The sequence below is a fragment of the Kribbella kalugense genome (assembly GCF_004365875.1).
Classification (GTDB): Bacteria; Actinomycetota; Actinomycetes; order Propionibacteriales; family Kribbellaceae; genus Kribbella; species Kribbella kalugense.
The window spans coordinates 3,050,384-3,066,681 of the sequence record NZ_SODF01000001.1 but is presented as its reverse complement, the minus strand read 5'-3'; the positions used below and the strand labels follow the sequence as shown (position 1 = coordinate 3,066,681).

The window sequence follows — 16,298 nt, the reverse complement described above, 5'->3', positions numbered from 1 at the left end:
TCCAGGGCGGCGTTAATCGAGCTTCTCGGTCAGCAACCTGAACTGCTGGCGGGGACGGCCGCCCCCGGCGGTACGGGCCGGTGGCAACGGCCAGGCGAGGCCTGCTTCGACCAGCTCCTTCAGCATTCGCCGTCCGGTCCGCTGGGTGACCTGCATGATCGCGGCGACGCTCTCGACGTCGACAACCACCTGCTGGCCGGGCGAAGGGCTGGTTGCCGAGGCGATCGAGGTGACGATCTCGAACGCCCGCTGGCCGGTCGCCGACGTAGCGTCCACCGGCGCGGATGCGCTGCTCGCCCGTCCCGGTTCGAGGTCGAGCCGATCGCTCCCGCCGTCGAGGTACACCGCGACCTTCCCACCGGTGGCGACCGAATCCTCAACCGCCATCAGTGCGTTCGCCTCGGCAGCCCGCGCGGTCTGACCGGTCCCAGCACCAACAGCGACCGGTACGCCGAGTTGTGTAGTCAGCGCACCCAGGAAGGGCGCGACGGTGAACTGCTCGGTCAACCGCACCAGTGCGCCGTGTGTGGTCGTGACCAGGAACAGCGTGTCGGACCGGCGCGTCACCGACGCACCGACCTGGCGTGCCTCGGACAACAGCTTCTGGTGGGTCAGCAGCGCCAGCTCCTGCTGCCAGTAGTCACCCGACTCGGCCCGCGACCCACCGGTCGGTATGACCTGTACGGCGATCATCGCCAGCTGATGTGCACCCATCCGAGTGCCCTGGCCGAGCAGAACCGCGGTCTCCAACGCATCCCGCACACTCGACCGCGTCGGCGCAATTCGCAGCACGGGTACGCCGTCCGCCCGCAGCTCGCGCTCGACGGACAGGATCGTGGTCAGGGCCACCGTGGTGTGCTGCCGCTCCCACTTGTCCCGGTGGAACGCAGCGAAGCCCGCGACCGACTCGGGTCCCTCGTACGGGACGTCGTACACCTGTGTGGTGTCGAGGCCGATCTCGCCGTACGCATCGGTGACGTCCGCGAGTGACAGCGAGTCGATGCTGACTCGGCTCAGGTCGACGTCGGGGATGGTCAGCGACGCACGCAGCAAGGCGGCGTACAGCGCGGCGCCGGTGAGTGGGAGGTGGGTCGACGGGACGGTGAGCCAGTGACCGGTCGTAGCCAGGTCGAACGCCCACGGACCGGGGAACACGGCGGAGTCGATCCGGTCGCGCAGCCGGAGGTACCGCTCTTCGGCGTCGGCCTGGTCGTCGTACCCGCCCGTCAGGAACCGGACCCCGTGCGCGGAGCGCTCCGCGACCTCCTGGCTGACCTCGGTCATCGTCTTCACCAGCCGCCGCGGCCCGAACAACCCGACCGTCACCGCGGGCACCCGCTCACCCGACACCGGCTCAGCCGGCTGCGTCTCGTCACTCATCCGTGTCGTCAACCCCTCGTTCTCCCGACTCGCCCGGTAGTGGGCGCCACCGGAACAGCTTGCGGGCGTTCCCGCTGAGAACATCTTGACGTTGACTCTCGGTCAGTGGCGCGTACACCACCCGGCCCAGCGACATGCGCTGGTCGATGAAGGGGAAGTCCGAGCCGAACAGCACCCGGCCGCTGCCGAGCTGGTCCACCATCGAGCGGATCAGCGGCCCGGTCATCTGCGAACCGCACACTTCCAGCCACAGCGACGCGTAGCGACTCGCGGCCTCGATCGCCTCGTCGACCCCGGCCGGGGTGATCCCGGCATGCCCGAGGACAACTGAGCTGCCCGGATACGTCTCTGCGACGGTCTCGAACATCGCCGGAGCGTCGTACGGCGACCGGTGCTCGGAGTGACTGAGCACCGGGCAGCCCGTCGACTCGGCGAACTCCCACACGGCGGCGTACCGCGCCCCGGTCACCGGGTAGCGGTGCAGGGTCGGATGGACTTTGATCCCGACGAACCGCTCGTCGGCCGCGAGCCGCTCGAGCTCGCGCTCGGGATCCTGCCACGGGTTGATGACCGCGTACGCCGCGATCCGGTCCGGATGAGCGTCGACCGCCGCGAGCGACTGCGAGTTGCCGAGATGCGCGTCCTGCTGGATGGCGCGATTGGCCGAGAGGACCGTCACCTCGGTGCCGGTCCGGTCCATCACCGCGACCATCGCGGCGGCGTCGGATTCGGGGATGTAGAACAACGAGTACGGCCCGAGATGCGCATGCACGTCGATGACCCGGTACTCCGCCCGCCGCCCGATCACGACCGACCTCCATCAGCACGCCGTACGCCGGACGTCCGATCCGCGTTCTCCGACCCGGAGGTCCGGTCGGCGTTCTCCGAGCCGGACGGCCGGCTCGCGTTTCCTGAGCCGAACAGGCGGCTCGCGTTTCCTGAGCCGACCAGCTGGACTGTCGCGTCGTCGAGGCCGGACCAGGCCAGGCGGACGACGCCCTCACCGGGATCACGGAGCCCGAGACCGGTCGCGAACAGCAGCCGGTCGGCGAGGTTGTTGGCAGCCAGCCATTCGACGCCTTGGTGTGCGGCGAAGTCGACCAGATCGACGAAGACGTTGGCGTGACCATCAAGTGCGGCCCAGAGCTCACGCAGTTTGCGGTAGCCGACGTTCGACACGACGATCGGCAGCTCAGGGTGGCGAGTCGCGATCGTACTCAGGTCAGCCCAGGAGATCTCCGCGGCGTCGATGCACAGCGGCAGACGGTTGGTCTCGAGTGCGGCGTACAACTCATTGAGCAGGCCGGGGGAGAAGCCGTGCGACAGGGGATGGATGCGGAAGGCGGCGACACCCTGGTCGAGGGCGCGGTCGACGAGTGCCGTCAGTGATTCCAGCTCGCCGGCTGTCGCGGGGATCGCGGTCCAGCAGGCCAGTACGCCGCGATCGGCCAGGCTGTGCGCGACCGCGGATGCTTCCGCGTTGCCGCCGATCGGATGGTGCAGCCAGGACGCCATCGCGCTGACCAACGCACCGGACAGGGCGTAGCGGTCGAGGTGTGCCGCGATCGCGTCGCGGTCGGTGGGAGGCAGCAGCGAGGCAGGATGCGCGCCGGTGACGATCCGCGCATCGAACCAGCCCGCCATCACGTCTTCAGCCGAGGTGGTCGAGGTGGTCGAGGTGGTCGAAGAGGTCGAAGAGGTCGAGCGAGTCGAGGAGGTCGAGGGTCGGACGGACGAGGCGGAGTCAGTCATGCTGAGCCCCCTCAACGAGCCACCGCCCGGCGTACGGCAGCGTCAGTCGCGCCCAACCCTCATCGACTTCGGCATCGATCGCGATGCCGTCGACCCGGATCCCTGCGCCCGGCGGTACCCAGACCGCACACCGCCCCGGGCACGTGATCTCCAGCCGCAGTAAGCCGTCCGTCACGGCAGCGAGCACGTCCACCGGCTCCGAGGTCTTCATTAGCCCCGCGAGCTCGAGCACCCGCCAACCAGTTGCCCATGACAACTTCCCCGACCGAATCCGCGTCCAGCTCGACGACGACACCCGATCAACCGTGTTCCCATACTCGACCACCAGCTCGCCGTCCGCCTGCGCGACGGACACTGAAGGCGGCTCGCTCCCGGCATGCGGAACAAGCACCGTCGTGAAGTCACCGCTCGACCGCCCCAACGACAGCGTGTGAAGCGGCCCGTACTCCGCGACCCGACGATCCGGAAACGGCCGCCGCGCAACCCCTTCCGAGGTCTCGACAGAAGTCGTCGCACCGTTCCCGGGCTCGACGGAAGGCGTCGCATCAATCCTGGCCTCGACGGAAGGCGTCGCACCAATCCCGGCCTCGGCGGAAGGCGTCGCAGCGTCCCCGGCCTCGATCAGCAGCAACCCCGGTCCATCAGGCGCAGCAGCGTCGTACGCGAGCGGACCCACCTGCCGCCACGGATGCAGCGCATGCCAGCAAGCGCGGAACGTGTGCGGACCAGCCGCGCTGTCGGTCACGACGACGTACGCCGGCTCCTCCCGCACCATCGCGACCGTGCGCGCCTGCCGCACACCGTTACCCCGATGCCGACCGGAGAACACGGCCAATTGGTCGGTCTCGATCAACGGCTCAACCGTCACCCCACGATCGGTCGACAGCTCCCGATCGTCCACGAGTACGGTGTTGTGACCCCGACCTGACTGGTACCACGTCAGGTACTCCGGATCGTCGTAGCTCGGCGGACCACCCGCCTCCCACAGCAACGGCTGCTGCCACCCGTCGAGCACCAGATCCAGTACGGCGCGATGCGAGTGCGACTCGAGCTCGTGCTCGATGTGCGGCCCGTGGTTGATCACGGCCCGCACCTCGTCACTCCGCAGAATCGTGTACCCCGACTCCGGGAGCACCGTGGTCGCGGGCAACTCGGGGGCAGCCTGCTCGCGTGCCGTGCTGAGCGTGTGCATCCAGCGCGCCTGTCGCTCTTCATCCGTCCACGCCGGATACGCCGCAGCTTCCGTCGCGAACTGGGAATCTGGCAACCATTGCGCGGCGACTCGCGCGAGTGCTGGATCGTCCAGCAGGTAGCTGCCTCGCAGCAACGACGCCGCAGGCCACACGACCCCGCTGTCCTGCAGATGCGGCAGCCATCCACCCGATGACACCAGCTCGCACAACCAGGTGTGCATGGCCGCGAACCGTGGATGAGCCGCCACCGCCGGATCGATCCGCGCCGCGGTCTGCAACGCGTCCAGAACCATCCCGTGGTACCCGGGCGACCGCTCGTAATGCCCGCCGTCCGGATAGATGTCGAGCGCCAGGTGTTCCTCGATCCGCTGATGCGCTCGCTCCGCCCAGGCCGCCGACTCCACAAGGGACGGCAGCACGGTGCTGAGGTGCAGCAGTTCGGTCGCGCACACCAGTTGCCAGTTCCCGTGCCGGAAGACGTCATGCTCGTCGTACGCCCAGCGCGCCCCGCCGACCAGAGTCGCCACCAGTCGGCCCCAGACGCAGTCGGACAGTGGTGAGTTGGTCAGCACTTCGAGGGTCGGTAGCAGGCTCCTGCAGCGTGCCCACGTCCCGAGCGAGTACCAGATCACGTCGAGCCCCGGCCACTCTCCGATCACCGAGTCGCGTCGCTCAACCCATTCGTCGAAGTGCCGCTCAAACGCTTGCAGATAACGCTCATCGCCAGTCAGCTGCCACGCCTGGACCCCGGGAGCCAGCCAGCCGAGGTAATGGAACCCGTACAACTGCGAACGGCCGCGTCCCAGTCCAGTGACGTCCACCCCCTCGAGCAGCGGAGCCGCAGCCGCCAGTACGTCGTCCGCTGCAGGCGTGGACCGAATCGCGTCCGCCCATTCCGGCAACGGCCAGGCGGGGCGCCGCAACTGACCGCCCACAAACGCACGGAGCCCAGCGAGATCGTCGGCCGGCGACCCGAATGCTTTCAGAAGGTCCTCGGTCCCGATCCGATTGATCCGCCCGTCGATATGCCGTGGCTTCTCCGGGCCCGCCGTACTCATGCGGCCCCTGGATCAGCAAGCATCGAGACGTCGACCGGCTGACGGGTCTCGATCGACAGGTGCGCGGCCTCCAGTACGGCGGTGACGTTGCGGCTGCTCTCGATGGTGATCAGCGGTTGCCGGCCGGTCCGGCAGCAGTCGACCCAATGCGCGATCGCGTCGGCGTACGCACCGGCCGGGATGCCGTGCATGACCCGCTGCAGCATGTTCCGCGGATAGGTGTAGCCCTCCGGTCGCGCCAGTACGACGCTCTCCTTCTGCCGGTCCAACTGAACGACCCCGTTGTCGGTGACGACCGAGACGTACGAGTCGACCACGGTCGGGAACGTGTTCGGATAGATCCAGGCCGACTCGAAGGTCGCGACGGCTCCGCGCGAGTACTCCGCCTGGATCTGGATCGCGTCCGGGGTGTCGATCCCGAGCGACCGCAGCTTGCCCCACCGCGCGGTCGCGTAGACCCGGCGCACCTGGTCGCGGAGCAGCCAGGACACCAGATCGATGTCGTGGCTGGACAGGAACCAGGCGCACGTTGTGCGATCAGCCCAGGACAGCATCTCGGTCGGCACGAAGATCGTGTCGTCCTTGCGGGCGTAGGCGACCGCGGCGTCGCCGAGATCCGCGATCAGCTCGTAGGCCTGGGCGTACGCAGGCACCCAGCGGTGGTTGAACAGGCACATCGCCACCACGCCGTTCTCGCGGATCGCCTTCACAGCCGCATCCGCCTCGGCGACCGACGTGGTCATCGGCTTCTCGACCAGGATGTGCTTCCCGGCCTCCGCGGCGCGGACCATCATCTCGCCGTGTACGTCGTCCGGGGTGGTCAGGACGACGGCATCCACCGCGTCGTCGGCCAGCAGGGCCGCGAAATCAGGATGGATCGTCGGCGGTGGCGCACCCCGCTCGGCGATCTCGTCCGCCAGTTGCGCGGCCGAGCTCTCCGATCGGCTGGTCACCGCCGTGATCTCGGCGTCGGCCCGGCCGGACAACGACAACGCGTTGCCACGCCCCATGATCCCGGCGCCGACGATCCCGATCCGCAGCTTCTCCGTCACGCTACTTGCCCTTCGCCAGAGTGTCGTTCCACGCCTTCTCGGCGGCGTCCAAAGCTTGCTGAGCGGTCTTGGTCCCGGACATGTACGCGCGGACCTGGTCGTCGAACAGCTGTCGCAGCTGGTCGTCGTTCCCGGAGCCCATCGACGCGTCGACGCTGCTCTTGAACGTATCGACCAGGATCTTGCGGGCCTGGTCGGCCGGTGTGGCCCCGGTGATGTCGGTGAAGAACGGGTCGGCCAGCGCCTTGACCGACGACGGGTAGATCGGCACCAGCTTGCAGAGCGCGAGCTGCTGCTCGGGTGCGGCGACGTACTTGAGCCAGGCGGCCGCTGCGGCCTGGTTGTCCGACTTCGCCGGGATCCCCATCACCTGCTGGCCGGGCATGTAGAACTTGCCATCGGCGCCGACCACCGGCGGACCCACCACGATCGACGAGTAGACGGCCGGCGCGTTCTTCTGGACGTTCAGCAGCGAGCTGGACACCGCGGCTGGGTTGAACGCGATCAGCTTGTTCTCCAGCGACTGCGGCAGGTCCCGAGGGTTCTCGCTGAGGCTTCCGGGGGCGATCGCTCCCGAGCTGAACAGCGGCTTGAACCGCTCCAGCAGCGCGAGCGTCGCCGGGGTGTTGAACGCAGCCTTCTTCCCATCCTCCGACAACAGCGGGATGCCGTTGGCCTGCACCACGCTCGAGTACGACATGAAGTTGGTCGCCGACTTGCCGGTCGCGTCGTGGTACGTCTTCGCCAGCGCGAGCGCTTCGTCGTACGTCTTCGGCGGCTTGGCCGGGTCGAAGCCGGCCTTGGCCAGCAGATCCTTGTTGTAGAACGACAGCGACGTACCGCCGTTGTACCAGGGGATGGCGATTCGCTTGCCGTCGACAACTAACGGCTCGGCCAGGTTGGGCAGGTAGGCGGCGATGTCGTCCTGGCTGAACAACGAGCTCAGATCGGCCATCGACCCGGCGAACAGGCCGGTGGTGGCGGAGGTGAAGTTGACGACGTCCGGCACCTTGCCGCTGGCGAGCGCGGCCAGCAGCTTGGTGTTGATATCCGCACCCGGCACGTCGACCCACTTGATCGAGACCTTCGGATGTTCCTTCTGGTAGGCGTCGATCCACTTCTGGATGTCCGGCCCGTAGTTCTTCTGCAGGTTGATCGTCCACCACTCGACGTCGCCGGAGTACGCGTCGGTGGACTGCTGCTTCGGATCGTCACCGCCGGCCGGACTGCCGGACACACATCCGGACAGCGCGAGAGCGAGAGCGGCAACCACCGCAAGGTGCCTGAGCAGGGATCGGGCCATCGGTGGCTCCTCAGAACGGAATGTCCTAAACCTGGCTTACAGACATCACAGTGTTCGGCATCGAAGCAGGCGAGTCAACTCGAGATGGGCAAAATTTTCTGGAGTTACCGCTTCCGGCGCGGCCGGTTGTAGGTTACGGTTCCGGACAACTTGAGATCTGAAATCGGGGTTTCAGACACGAGGAGCCAGATATGCCAAGCCTTCGTGGCCGCGTGGTCGGTCAGCACTGGTACACGCCGTACGTGTTCATGCTGCCCGGGCTGCTGTTCTACGCCGCGATGTTCGCCTGGCCGGCCGTGATCGCGATCCAGCTGTCGTTCTCCGACTACGACATCGTCCATCCGGTCCGCTTCTCCGGCCTCGACAACTTCATCCAGCTCGGCCACGACCCGCGAGTCTGGATCGCACTGCGGAACTCGCTGCTGTTCGTGCTGATGTTCCTGCCGTTGACCGTGGTCGCCCCGCTGTTCCTGGCGATGCTGGTGAACCTCAAGCTGCGCGCGATCCAGGCGTTCCGGATGCTCTACTACCTGCCGGTGATCACGTCGATGGTCGCGGTGGCGGTCGCCTGGCGGTATGTGTTCAACCGCGAAGGCGTCGTGAACTGGCTGCTCAGCCTGTTCGGCGCCGGCCCGATCGACTTCCTGCTCGACCGGCACTGGGCGCTGCCGACCGTCGTCCTGCTGGAGGCGTGGAAGAACGCCGGGTTGTTCATGATGATCTACCTGGCCGGGCTGCAGTCGGTGCCGTCAGACCAGGTCGAGGCCGCGACGATCGACGGCGCGAACGCGTGGCGGCGGTTGCTGCACATCGTCGTACCGGCGCTGCGGCCGACGTTCGCGGTCACGCTTGTGCTCAGCATGCTCGAGGCGATGCGCGCGTTCGAGTCGGTCTACGTGCTGACCCGCGGCGGGCCGCTCGACTCCACTCTCACCCTCGGCTACTACATCTGGTCGAAGGCCTTCCAGGACTACGACATGGGCTACGCGAGCGCCGTCGGCCTGCTGCTGTGGGCGATCATGATCGTCCTGGCCGGCTTCAACCTACTCGTGACCCGGCGGAGGGACGGCTGATGGCCAGGCGCCTGTATCGAAGCAAGCCGCGCATCAACCCGCGTCGCGTCGGGCTCTACGTGCTGCTGATCGCGGTGGCGGCGTTGTTCATCGGGCCGTTCCTGATCCTGCTCGGGGCTGCGACCAAGCCGGCCAGCCAAGACGTGTTCGGGTTCCCGCCCGACCTGATCCCACGACCGCCGGTCGCCGACTGGTTCCGCGAGGCGTGGACGACGATCCCGTACGCACGGTTCCTGGTGAACTCGGTGATCTACGTCGGCATCACCGTCCCGGTGTACCTGGTCGTGTCAGCGCTGACGGCGTACCCGCTGGCGAGGATCGCCTTCCGCGGTCGCGGGGTGTTCTTCATGCTGTTCCTGTCGATCATGTTCCTGCCCGGCGAGCTGATGCTGATCCCGCGGTTCCTGGTGATGAGCGAGCTCGGGCTGACCGACACGTTCGCCGCGGTGATCCTGCCCGCTATCCTCTCGTCGCTCGGGATCTTCCTGCTCCGGCAGGCGTTCTCGCAGATCCCGGATGAGATCGTCGAAGCGGCCCGGATGGACGGGGCGAACGAGTTCGGCATCTTCTGGCGGATCTGTGTGCCGATCGCCGCGCCGACGCTGGCCGTGCTGGCGATCCTCGGGTTCGTCTCGGTCTGGAACAGCTTCATCTGGCCGCTGGTGGTGCTGAACAGCCAGTCGAAGTTCCCGATCGCGCTCGGGATCGCCTACCTGAGTGGCGTCGCCGGGACCGATGTCCGCGGCCTCGCTGCCGGCACGGTGATCTCGCTGGTGCCGGTCGTCATCGTCTTCCTCCTGCTGCAGAAACGCATTCTCAACAGCATGGGCGGTGCCGTCAAAGGCTGAGCCGCCCTCCGCCCGTCCACCTGTGAGGCCAACTCAATGAACACCGCCATGCAACCATTCAGCCGCCGCACGCTCATGCTCGGAACCACAGCCGGTGGTGTCGCGGCCTGGGCCGGCATCCCGCTGACGGCGTCCGCCGACTCACTCGTCTACGACTCGCCCGCCGCCTTCGACGTCGCCCAGGCCGGCTACCTGGCATCAGATCCGCAGGACAACGAGCAGGGTGTCTATGCCTGGGGCGAGTCCTACTTCCTGCTCAGTCTGCTCCGGATGTACGAGGCCTATCAGGACGAGCGCTACCTGCGGACGTTCGAGGATCGCGCCCGGCACGTGATGGCAACCACCGACCACGCCCGCCGCGTCAAGGACTACGCCGGCCGATCCGGGAAGGTGTGGCGGACGGCCGGCAACTACACCGCGGGACACGGTGTGCTCCCGGACGGCAACGGCGTACCCACGGTCCAGCTCCGATGGGCCGGGGCCAGTTCGGCGCAGACGACGGCCGAGGTCTCGAATGTTGCTGACGGCACCTTTGACCTTGTGCTCCGGAACCCGTCCACCACCACCGTCGTCACGCTGCCCGGCGTCAGTCTGGATCCCGCCGCGCCGACGTACGTCGTGACCGCGGTCAACAACCGTTACACGGCATCGCTGCGCTGGACCGCCGTCGATCTCCGCTCGGCTCCGGCAGCCGCGCCCGCACCGGCTCCGGCCACGATCGCCTTCCAGCCGCAGTACTACGTCTTCGCGGTGCACACCGGGATGGTCGCCTTCCCGCTGGCCCGCTACGCCCGGATGGTCCTGGCGTCGCGGAAGCTCGGGTCGCGCCACAAGTTTGCGAGGGACGTTCTCGACGCGGCGACCGCGGCCGTGGCGTTCCACGACTCGGAGTGGGTCTCGCGTCCGGACGGGACCGGTGATTACGTGTGGCCGAAGGGCGCGCCGATCCCGTTCGACGGGACCATCCAGCCGTACAACCAGAGCCAGGCCCTCGGGCAGACCCAGATCGAGCTGTTCCGCGTCACCAGACAGCCGCGTTACCGGACCAGGGTCCTGCAGATGCTGAAAGCGTACGTGCCCGCGCTGCGACCCGTGGGCGACGCCTACGTCTGGACCTACTGGCCGCCGTACAGCGAGTTGTACGCCGGGTACCCGAAGACCGCGGGGATCTCGGAGTACACGCCGTCGTACCCGGCCTCGACGCAGATCGAGGATCTCAGTCACGCCGCGATCAGCACCGAGTTCGTGCATGCGGCGTACGACGCGGGGATCGACGGCGGGCCGGCCACGGACGTGCAGCGGTTCGCGAAGACGTTCACGCAGAACCTGATCCGGTCGGAAAACGAGGTCTGGTACAAGGTCGACGGGACGGGCGTTGCGGTGCCGGCGAACGCGGTGCAGTGCGCACGCTGGGGTGCGTACGCCGAGCAGGACCTGCTCATCTATCAACAGTCCCTGCGCGTGTACGACGCCGCACAGCTCAACCCGGTGCAAGGTTCGCACGCATTGGGGATCGCCTATCTGAACTGGGCCAAGAACTCTGGTTGGAGGAACAAGTGAGACTGCTCCGGATCCATACCCCGGACGGACCGCGCGACGCCGTGCTCACCGAGGACAACAAGGTGGTGACGTTGCCCGGCGCAGCAGAGGTGTTCGACCTGGACCGCTGGCGCGACCGTGCCGCCGCGGCAACGGATCCCGCGGTGGAGTTCGAGACGGTCACGCTCGCCGCGCCGCTGAACCCGGGCAAGATCGTGTGCGTCGGGCTGAACTACGCCGACCACGCGGCCGAGGGCGGACAGGCGGCGCCGGCCGAGCCGATCCTGTTCATGAAGGCGCCGGACACCGTGGTCAGCGCGCGCGATGACGTCGTCATTCCGCGCGGCAGCGAGAAGACCGACTGGGAGGTCGAGCTCGGCGTGGTGATCGGCCGCACGGCGGCGTACCTCACCGATGAGGCCGAGGCGATGGAGCACGTCGCCGGATACGTGCTGGCGAACGACGTGTCCGAGCGGCACTTCCAACTCGAGCGCGGCGGTCAATGGGACAAGGGGAAGAACTCGGCGACGTTCTGCCCGCTCGGCCCATGGATCCTGACCGCGGACGAGGTGCCGGATCCGCAGGCGATCAAACTCGGGCTGGACGTGAACGGCGAGGCGCTGCAGGACAGCTCGACGGCCGAGATGATCTTCGGCGTCGCGCATCTGGTGCACTACATCTCCCAGTTCATGACGCTCTACCCGGGCGACGTGATCAGCACCGGGACACCGGCAGGCGTCGGCGCCGGGCAGAAGCCACCACGGTTCCTGCGCGAAGGCGACGTACTGCGGGTGTGGGCGGACGGCCTGGGCGAGCAGCACAACCGGCTCGTCGCGGCGCCTTGATGGGTGCGTATCTGTCCGCGATCACGGAGTTGCTCGGGCGGATCGAAGCCGAGGAGCAGGAGTCGATCGCCGCGGCGGCCGGCCTGCTCGTGGACCAGATCGCTGCCGACCGGCTGGTCCATGTCTACGGTCCGGGCGGGCATTCGAACCTCGCGGCCCAGGAGATCTTCTTCCGGGCCGGTGGTCTGATGCACATCTCCGCGATCCTCGACGAGGGCACGTTGCTGTCGAACGGCGCGCTCCGATCGATGGCGGTTGAGCGTACGCCGGGCTACGGCCGGATCGTGATCGACAACGCCGGCCTCGGAAAGGACGACGTGCTCGTGCTGGTGAACGCCTACGGCATCAACGCGGCGCTGATCGACGCGGCCCTGATCGCCAAAGAGCGCGGCGTACGGACGATCGGTGTGAGCTCACGGCAGCACGCCGAGCAGACCGCGCCGGATCACCCGGCCCGGCATCCGTCCGGCGCGAACCTGCACGACCTGGTCGACGTGGCCGTGGACACCAAGGTGCCGATCGGTGACGCGGTCATCGAGCTCCACGGCCTGCCCGAGCGCGCCGGCGCAGTCTCCACGTTCGCGAACGCATTCGCGCTGAACGCGATCGTGCTGCGGACACTCGAGGAACTGCTGGCCCGAGGCATCGCCCCGCCGGTCTGGCGGAGCGGCAACGCGCCCGGCGGGGACGAGGCGAACGCTCAGTTCCTCGACCGGTTCCGGCAGCGGGTCTCCTGGCTGTAGCTGCACCTGCACGCATGCAGAACCCCCCACACTCCCAGCAGATTGAGCGTGTCAAGGGGGTTCTGCATGCGTGGCGGTCCGCCTAGGCCTTGAGGGCGGCAGCGATCGAGTCCGTGATCGGCGTGGTGGGGCGGCCGATCAGCCGGCTGAGGTCGCTGCCGCGCCCGGCGAGCCGGCCGCGCTCGATCGCGTTGTCGACGTCGACGAGGATCGGGGCGAAGCCCTCCGGCACCCCGGCGCCGAGCAGGATCTGCAGGTGCGTCTCGGCCGGAACGTTGTTGTAGGCAACGTCCTTGCCGGCCTGCTTCGACAGCTCGGCGGCGTACTCGGCCAGCGACCAGTTCGCGTCGCCGTTCAGCTCGTACGCCTTCTTGTCGTGCCCGTCCCCGGTCAGCACAGCCGCCGCCGCGGCCGCGTAGTCCCGCCGCGTGGCGGACGCGATCCGGCCGTCGCCCGCGCTTCCGACGACACCGTGCTCCAGCTGTACGGCGATCTGGTCGGTGTAGACCTCGTTGTACCAGCCGTTGCGGAGGAACGTGTAGGTCAGACCCGAATCGAGGATCGCCTGCTCGGTGGCGCGGTGGTCGTCGGCCAGATCGAAGTCGGCCTCGGGACCGCCGAGCGCGCCGGTGTACGCGAGCCGGGCGACGCCCGCGTCCTTCGCAGCCGCGATGACCGCCTTGTGCTGGTCCAGCCGGTTCGGCTCGAGGCCGGAGATCAGCAGGACCGTGTCGCCGGGGCCGAACGCCTTCGCCAGCGCGTCCGGGTCGTTGTAGTTGGCAACGCGGATCTCGACGCCGCGGTCCGCGAGCGGCGCGGCCTTCTCGGCGTTCCGCGCGACCGCGACGACCTGGTCGGCCGGAACCCGCTGCAGCAGCTCGTCGATGACGAGACCGCCCAGGTGACCGGTGGCGGCGGTGACGACAATGCTCATCCGTACTCCTCGTGTTCGATGTGGTGTCACCGACATTAGGCGGCGTGCGCGAGCGGATCTATGTCTATCAAGCGCACATTTATGTCTCATCGTCTTGGCGGCTGCGCGTATGATGCCAGGCATGGATGTTCTTGCCGATGTCGTCGCCGCGATGAAGACCGGTCCGGCCACGTTCGGGCGCACCGACCTCCGCGGGCCGTGGGGGCTGCGCTTCGCCCATTCGTTCGGCGCTACCTTCCACCTGGTCCTGCAGGGTACGGCGTGGTTGCGGCCGCTGGGCGGGGATGCGATCCCGCTCGGCCCGGGGGACGCGGTGCTGCTGCCGCGCGGTCTTCAGCACGCACTCGTCGACCACCCCGACTCGCCGACGGTCGACTTCAACCCGTCGACCGAGCAGCCACCGCAGGGTCAGGGTGCTCGCTCCCTGCTGCTGTGCGGGACCTACCGGCTCGAGCGCGAGCGCCCGCATCCGGTACTGAGCAGACTCCCTGACGTGGTTGTGGTCCCGGCGAACCCGGGCCGGCACAACTCGTTGCGTACGGCAATCAGCATCATGGGCGAGGAGCTCGACACCCAGCGGCCCGGCGCGGCCGCCGTCGTACCGGCGCTGGTCGATGCGTTGCTGGTGCTGATCCTGCGAGCCTGGTTCGAGGACAACGACTGCCCAACCGATCGCGGCTGGGCGCGGGCGTTGACGGATCCTGCGGTCACGCAATCGCTGGAGCTGATCCATGAGAAGCCTGGTGCTGCCTGGACTGTGGCGGACCTCGCGGGGGATGTCGGATTGTCGCGGGCCGCGTTCGCGCGGCGCTTCACCGAGGCGGTCGGGGAGCCGCCGCTCACCTACTTGTTCCGTTGGCGGATGACGACAGCGGCGCGACTGCTGCGCGACCACGATCGTCCGCTCGCCACGGTGGCGAAGGAGATCGGCTACACGTCGGAGTTCGCCTTCGCGAAGGCGTTCAAGCGCGACTTCGGCGTACCGCCGGGGACGTATCGCAAGCAGCTCACGCCGGCCTGACGGTCAGATCCTCCGGCCGGAGCGTCGCGACCAGTTCGCCGCGGCTGCGGACGCCGACCTTGGTAAACGCGGACTTCAGATGGTCCTGGATCGTGTGCGGCGAGATCGACAGCCGGTCGGCGATCTCGGTGGTGCTGTGCCCGGAGATGACCTCCAGGCAGATCTCCCGCTCCCGCGTGGTCAGGCCGTACGCCGCCAGCAGCATGCCGACCAGGTGATGCCCGGACGCGGGCTCGATCGTCACCACGACCTCATCGTCGTTGTCCCCGATCAATCGGCTGCCCTGCATCAGAACCCATCCGCCTGACGCAGTCTGGACCCGAGCCTGGAACGTCCCGGACACCGCGGCCAGCGTGCCGGTGACGATCGCCCGCAGCAGTACGTCGAACCGCCCGGGTGCAAGCTCGTCCTGCCAGGTTCGCGCGGCCGCGGTGATCGCCCGCGGCTCACCGGTCGGACCGGTGACGACGATCGACGGGCCGACCCCTCCGCGGTACCCGTGCGCGTCCGTCCGGACCGCGACCCGGGTCGCCGCACCGATTACCGGCGCGACCGACCCGAGGAACTCCACCTCGCGATCGCTGAAGTCAGACCCACTGCGCACGAACCCGGCCGCACCCCAGCAATCCCCGTCGACGGTGAACGTGGACCGCACCTCGTGCTCGATCCCGAGCGGCCGCCACACCTCGTTCAGCCGCCGATGGCCGACGACCTCGCGGTGCGGAAGGTCCGAGAGTCGCGCGACCTGCCGTCTACTCCGGGCCAGCTCGGCGAACGAGTTCGGCACAGTTCCGGCGTACTCCGTCTCGGCCAGCCGCGGTTCGTACTCCGAGGGGATGCAGGCCTGCCCGCTGGTCATCGAACTCATCACCAGCGTGCCCGGATCCAGGCCGGCCCAGCAGGTCAGCTCGCTGCCGACGACCCGCTCGACCACCTCGATCGCGGCCGCGTGCAGCCCGGCGACGCCCATCCCCGACGTCGCCAGCGCCGCGATGTCCCGGCGCGCGGCCCGAGCCCGCCCCTCCCACATGGGCTCAGTATGCGCCGCCGCACACCGGCCGCCTATCCCGGAAATGTGGGGATTCCGTCGCCCTGGCGAGGCCCATCGGCACGGGATGTCGGCGCCGGCATCGGCTTCCTACCGTCGCAGTCATGACCTTCAGGCGGGCCGGCGAGCCGGCATGAGTACGGCGGCGCAGGTGCTGGCGATCGTCATCGCGGTGATGCTCGCCGTGGTGTTCGTGATGGAGTCGATCCTCTACAAGCACCCGAAGCTGTACCCGATGTTCCTGACCAGGCCGGGAGACTTCGACGCGATCCGGCTGTGGACCGTGAACATGGGCTGGTACAACCTGACGACCGCGGCCGCGTTGGTGATCGGCGTCGTACTCGCGGCGAACGGTCATGAGTCGGCGGGCGAGGCGCTGGTGACGTTCACCGCGGCGCAGCACACGTTCATGGCCGTCGTACTGGTCGTGTCGGAGCGCCGGTTGTGGCTGAACGCGTTGATGGAAGGCATTCCTGCCGCGGTTTTGCTTATTCTCATGCTGTAGGAAA

The 16,298-nt window shown here is 68.0% G+C and carries 15 protein-coding genes; 7 read left to right on the top strand and 8 right to left on the bottom strand.

Annotated features, from left to right (window positions below; all coding sequences use genetic code 11):
- Positions 1–12 precede the first annotated feature (12 nt).
- Genes EV650_RS40345 through EV650_RS14330 form a run of 6 tightly spaced genes read right to left on the bottom strand, consistent with a single transcriptional unit; the run spans position 13 to position 7,738 of the window.
- Entirely contained in the window at positions 13–1,380 is a 1,368-nt protein-coding gene (locus EV650_RS40345; protein ID WP_166678113.1) for a hypothetical protein, read from the bottom strand.
- Positions 1,373–2,188: an amidohydrolase family protein gene (locus EV650_RS14350; protein ID WP_134119158.1), complete on the bottom strand. Its 816-nt coding sequence runs from the start codon at positions 2,186–2,188 to the stop codon at positions 1,373–1,375. Before EV650_RS14350 ends, EV650_RS40345 begins: the two co-directional genes overlap by 8 nt.
- Complete coding sequence (locus tag EV650_RS14345) at positions 2,185–3,132, bottom strand: amidohydrolase family protein (RefSeq protein WP_134119156.1); 948 nt, start codon at positions 3,130–3,132, stop codon at positions 2,185–2,187. Before EV650_RS14345 ends, EV650_RS14350 begins: the two co-directional genes overlap by 4 nt.
- Positions 3,125–5,383 (bottom strand): heparinase II/III family protein, encoded by a 2,259-nt coding sequence (locus EV650_RS14340; RefSeq protein WP_134119154.1) that lies wholly within the window; start codon positions 5,381–5,383, stop codon positions 3,125–3,127. Before EV650_RS14340 ends, EV650_RS14345 begins: the two co-directional genes overlap by 8 nt.
- Positions 5,380–6,435, bottom strand: coding sequence for a Gfo/Idh/MocA family protein (locus tag EV650_RS14335; RefSeq protein WP_238174201.1), 1,056 nt, complete (start codon positions 6,433–6,435; stop codon positions 5,380–5,382). Before EV650_RS14335 ends, EV650_RS14340 begins: the two co-directional genes overlap by 4 nt.
- Position 6,436: 1 nt before the next feature.
- Positions 6,437–7,738 (bottom strand): ABC transporter substrate-binding protein, encoded by a 1,302-nt coding sequence (locus tag EV650_RS14330; protein ID WP_134119152.1) that lies wholly within the window; start codon positions 7,736–7,738, stop codon positions 6,437–6,439.
- 191 nt (positions 7,739–7,929) lie between these two features.
- Between EV650_RS14330 and EV650_RS14325 the strand changes: the two genes are divergently transcribed.
- Genes EV650_RS14325 through EV650_RS14305 form a run of 5 tightly spaced genes read left to right on the top strand, consistent with a single transcriptional unit; the run spans position 7,930 to position 12,786 of the window.
- Positions 7,930–8,811, top strand: a complete 882-nt coding sequence (locus tag EV650_RS14325; protein ID WP_134119150.1) for a carbohydrate ABC transporter permease — start codon at positions 7,930–7,932, stop codon at positions 8,809–8,811.
- The gene (locus EV650_RS14320; protein ID WP_134119148.1) at positions 8,811–9,659 is read left to right on the top strand and encodes a carbohydrate ABC transporter permease; all 849 of its coding nucleotides are present in this window, start codon (positions 8,811–8,813) and stop codon (positions 9,657–9,659) included. Before EV650_RS14325 ends, EV650_RS14320 begins: the two co-directional genes overlap by 1 nt.
- A 48-nt stretch (positions 9,660–9,707) precedes the next feature.
- Entirely contained in the window at positions 9,708–11,219 is a 1,512-nt protein-coding gene (locus EV650_RS14315; protein WP_134119146.1) for a hypothetical protein, read from the top strand.
- Complete coding sequence (locus EV650_RS14310; RefSeq protein ID WP_134119144.1) at positions 11,216–12,043, top strand: fumarylacetoacetate hydrolase family protein; 828 nt, start codon at positions 11,216–11,218, stop codon at positions 12,041–12,043. The genes EV650_RS14315 and EV650_RS14310 overlap by 4 nt, the downstream gene beginning before the upstream one ends.
- Positions 12,043–12,786: a sugar isomerase domain-containing protein gene (locus EV650_RS14305; RefSeq protein WP_134119142.1), complete on the top strand. Its 744-nt coding sequence runs from the start codon at positions 12,043–12,045 to the stop codon at positions 12,784–12,786. The genes EV650_RS14310 and EV650_RS14305 overlap by 1 nt, the downstream gene beginning before the upstream one ends.
- An 82-nt stretch (positions 12,787–12,868) precedes the next feature.
- Here EV650_RS14305 and EV650_RS14300 read toward each other — a convergent pair whose 3' ends face one another.
- Entirely contained in the window at positions 12,869–13,720 is an 852-nt protein-coding gene (locus EV650_RS14300; protein ID WP_134119140.1) for an SDR family oxidoreductase, read from the bottom strand.
- A gap of 121 nt (positions 13,721–13,841) precedes the next feature.
- On the opposite strand from EV650_RS14300, the gene EV650_RS14295 reads away from it, so the two are divergent.
- Entirely contained in the window at positions 13,842–14,741 is a 900-nt protein-coding gene (locus tag EV650_RS14295) for an AraC family transcriptional regulator (protein ID WP_134119138.1), read from the top strand.
- Here the strand turns inward: EV650_RS14295 and EV650_RS14290 are convergent.
- Positions 14,728–15,771 carry a helix-turn-helix transcriptional regulator gene (locus EV650_RS14290; RefSeq protein ID WP_134119136.1) on the bottom strand — a complete coding sequence of 348 codons (1,044 nt, stop codon included), beginning with the start codon at positions 15,769–15,771 and terminating at the stop codon, positions 14,728–14,730. The genes EV650_RS14295 and EV650_RS14290 overlap by 14 nt on opposite strands.
- Positions 15,772–15,922: 151 nt before the next feature.
- Here EV650_RS14290 and EV650_RS14285 point away from each other — a divergent pair, with 151 nt between their 5' ends.
- Positions 15,923–16,294: a DUF1304 family protein gene (locus tag EV650_RS14285; RefSeq protein WP_166678112.1), complete on the top strand. Its 372-nt coding sequence runs from the start codon at positions 15,923–15,925 to the stop codon at positions 16,292–16,294.
- Positions 16,295–16,298: the final 4 nt, after the last annotated feature.

Bases quoted from the DNA above. Each gene is read 5' to 3' on its own strand.
- EV650_RS40345 (WP_166678113.1), bottom strand. From the start codon at position 1,380: ATGAGTGACGAGACGCAGCCGGCTGAGCCGGTGTCGGGTGAGCGGGTG.
- EV650_RS14345 (WP_134119156.1), bottom strand. From the start codon at position 3,132: ATGACTGACTCCGCCTCGTCCGTCCGACCCTCGACCTCCTCGACTCGC.
- EV650_RS14340 (WP_134119154.1), bottom strand. From the start codon at position 5,383: ATGAGTACGGCGGGCCCGGAGAAGCCACGGCATATCGACGGGCGGATC.
- EV650_RS14330 (WP_134119152.1), bottom strand. From the start codon at position 7,738: ATGGCCCGATCCCTGCTCAGGCACCTTGCGGTGGTTGCCGCTCTCGCT.
- EV650_RS14325 (WP_134119150.1), top strand. From the start codon at position 7,930: ATGCCAAGCCTTCGTGGCCGCGTGGTCGGTCAGCACTGGTACACGCCG.
- EV650_RS14320 (WP_134119148.1), top strand. From the start codon at position 8,811: ATGGCCAGGCGCCTGTATCGAAGCAAGCCGCGCATCAACCCGCGTCGC.
- EV650_RS14315 (WP_134119146.1), top strand. From the start codon at position 9,708: ATGCAACCATTCAGCCGCCGCACGCTCATGCTCGGAACCACAGCCGGT.
- EV650_RS14305 (WP_134119142.1), top strand. From the start codon at position 12,043: ATGGGTGCGTATCTGTCCGCGATCACGGAGTTGCTCGGGCGGATCGAA.
- EV650_RS14300 (WP_134119140.1), bottom strand. From the start codon at position 13,720: ATGAGCATTGTCGTCACCGCCGCCACCGGTCACCTGGGCGGTCTCGTC.
- EV650_RS14295 (WP_134119138.1), top strand. From the start codon at position 13,842: ATGGATGTTCTTGCCGATGTCGTCGCCGCGATGAAGACCGGTCCGGCC.
- EV650_RS14290 (WP_134119136.1), bottom strand. From the start codon at position 15,771: ATGTGGGAGGGGCGGGCTCGGGCCGCGCGCCGGGACATCGCGGCGCTG.
- EV650_RS14285 (WP_166678112.1), top strand. From the start codon at position 15,923: ATGAGTACGGCGGCGCAGGTGCTGGCGATCGTCATCGCGGTGATGCTC.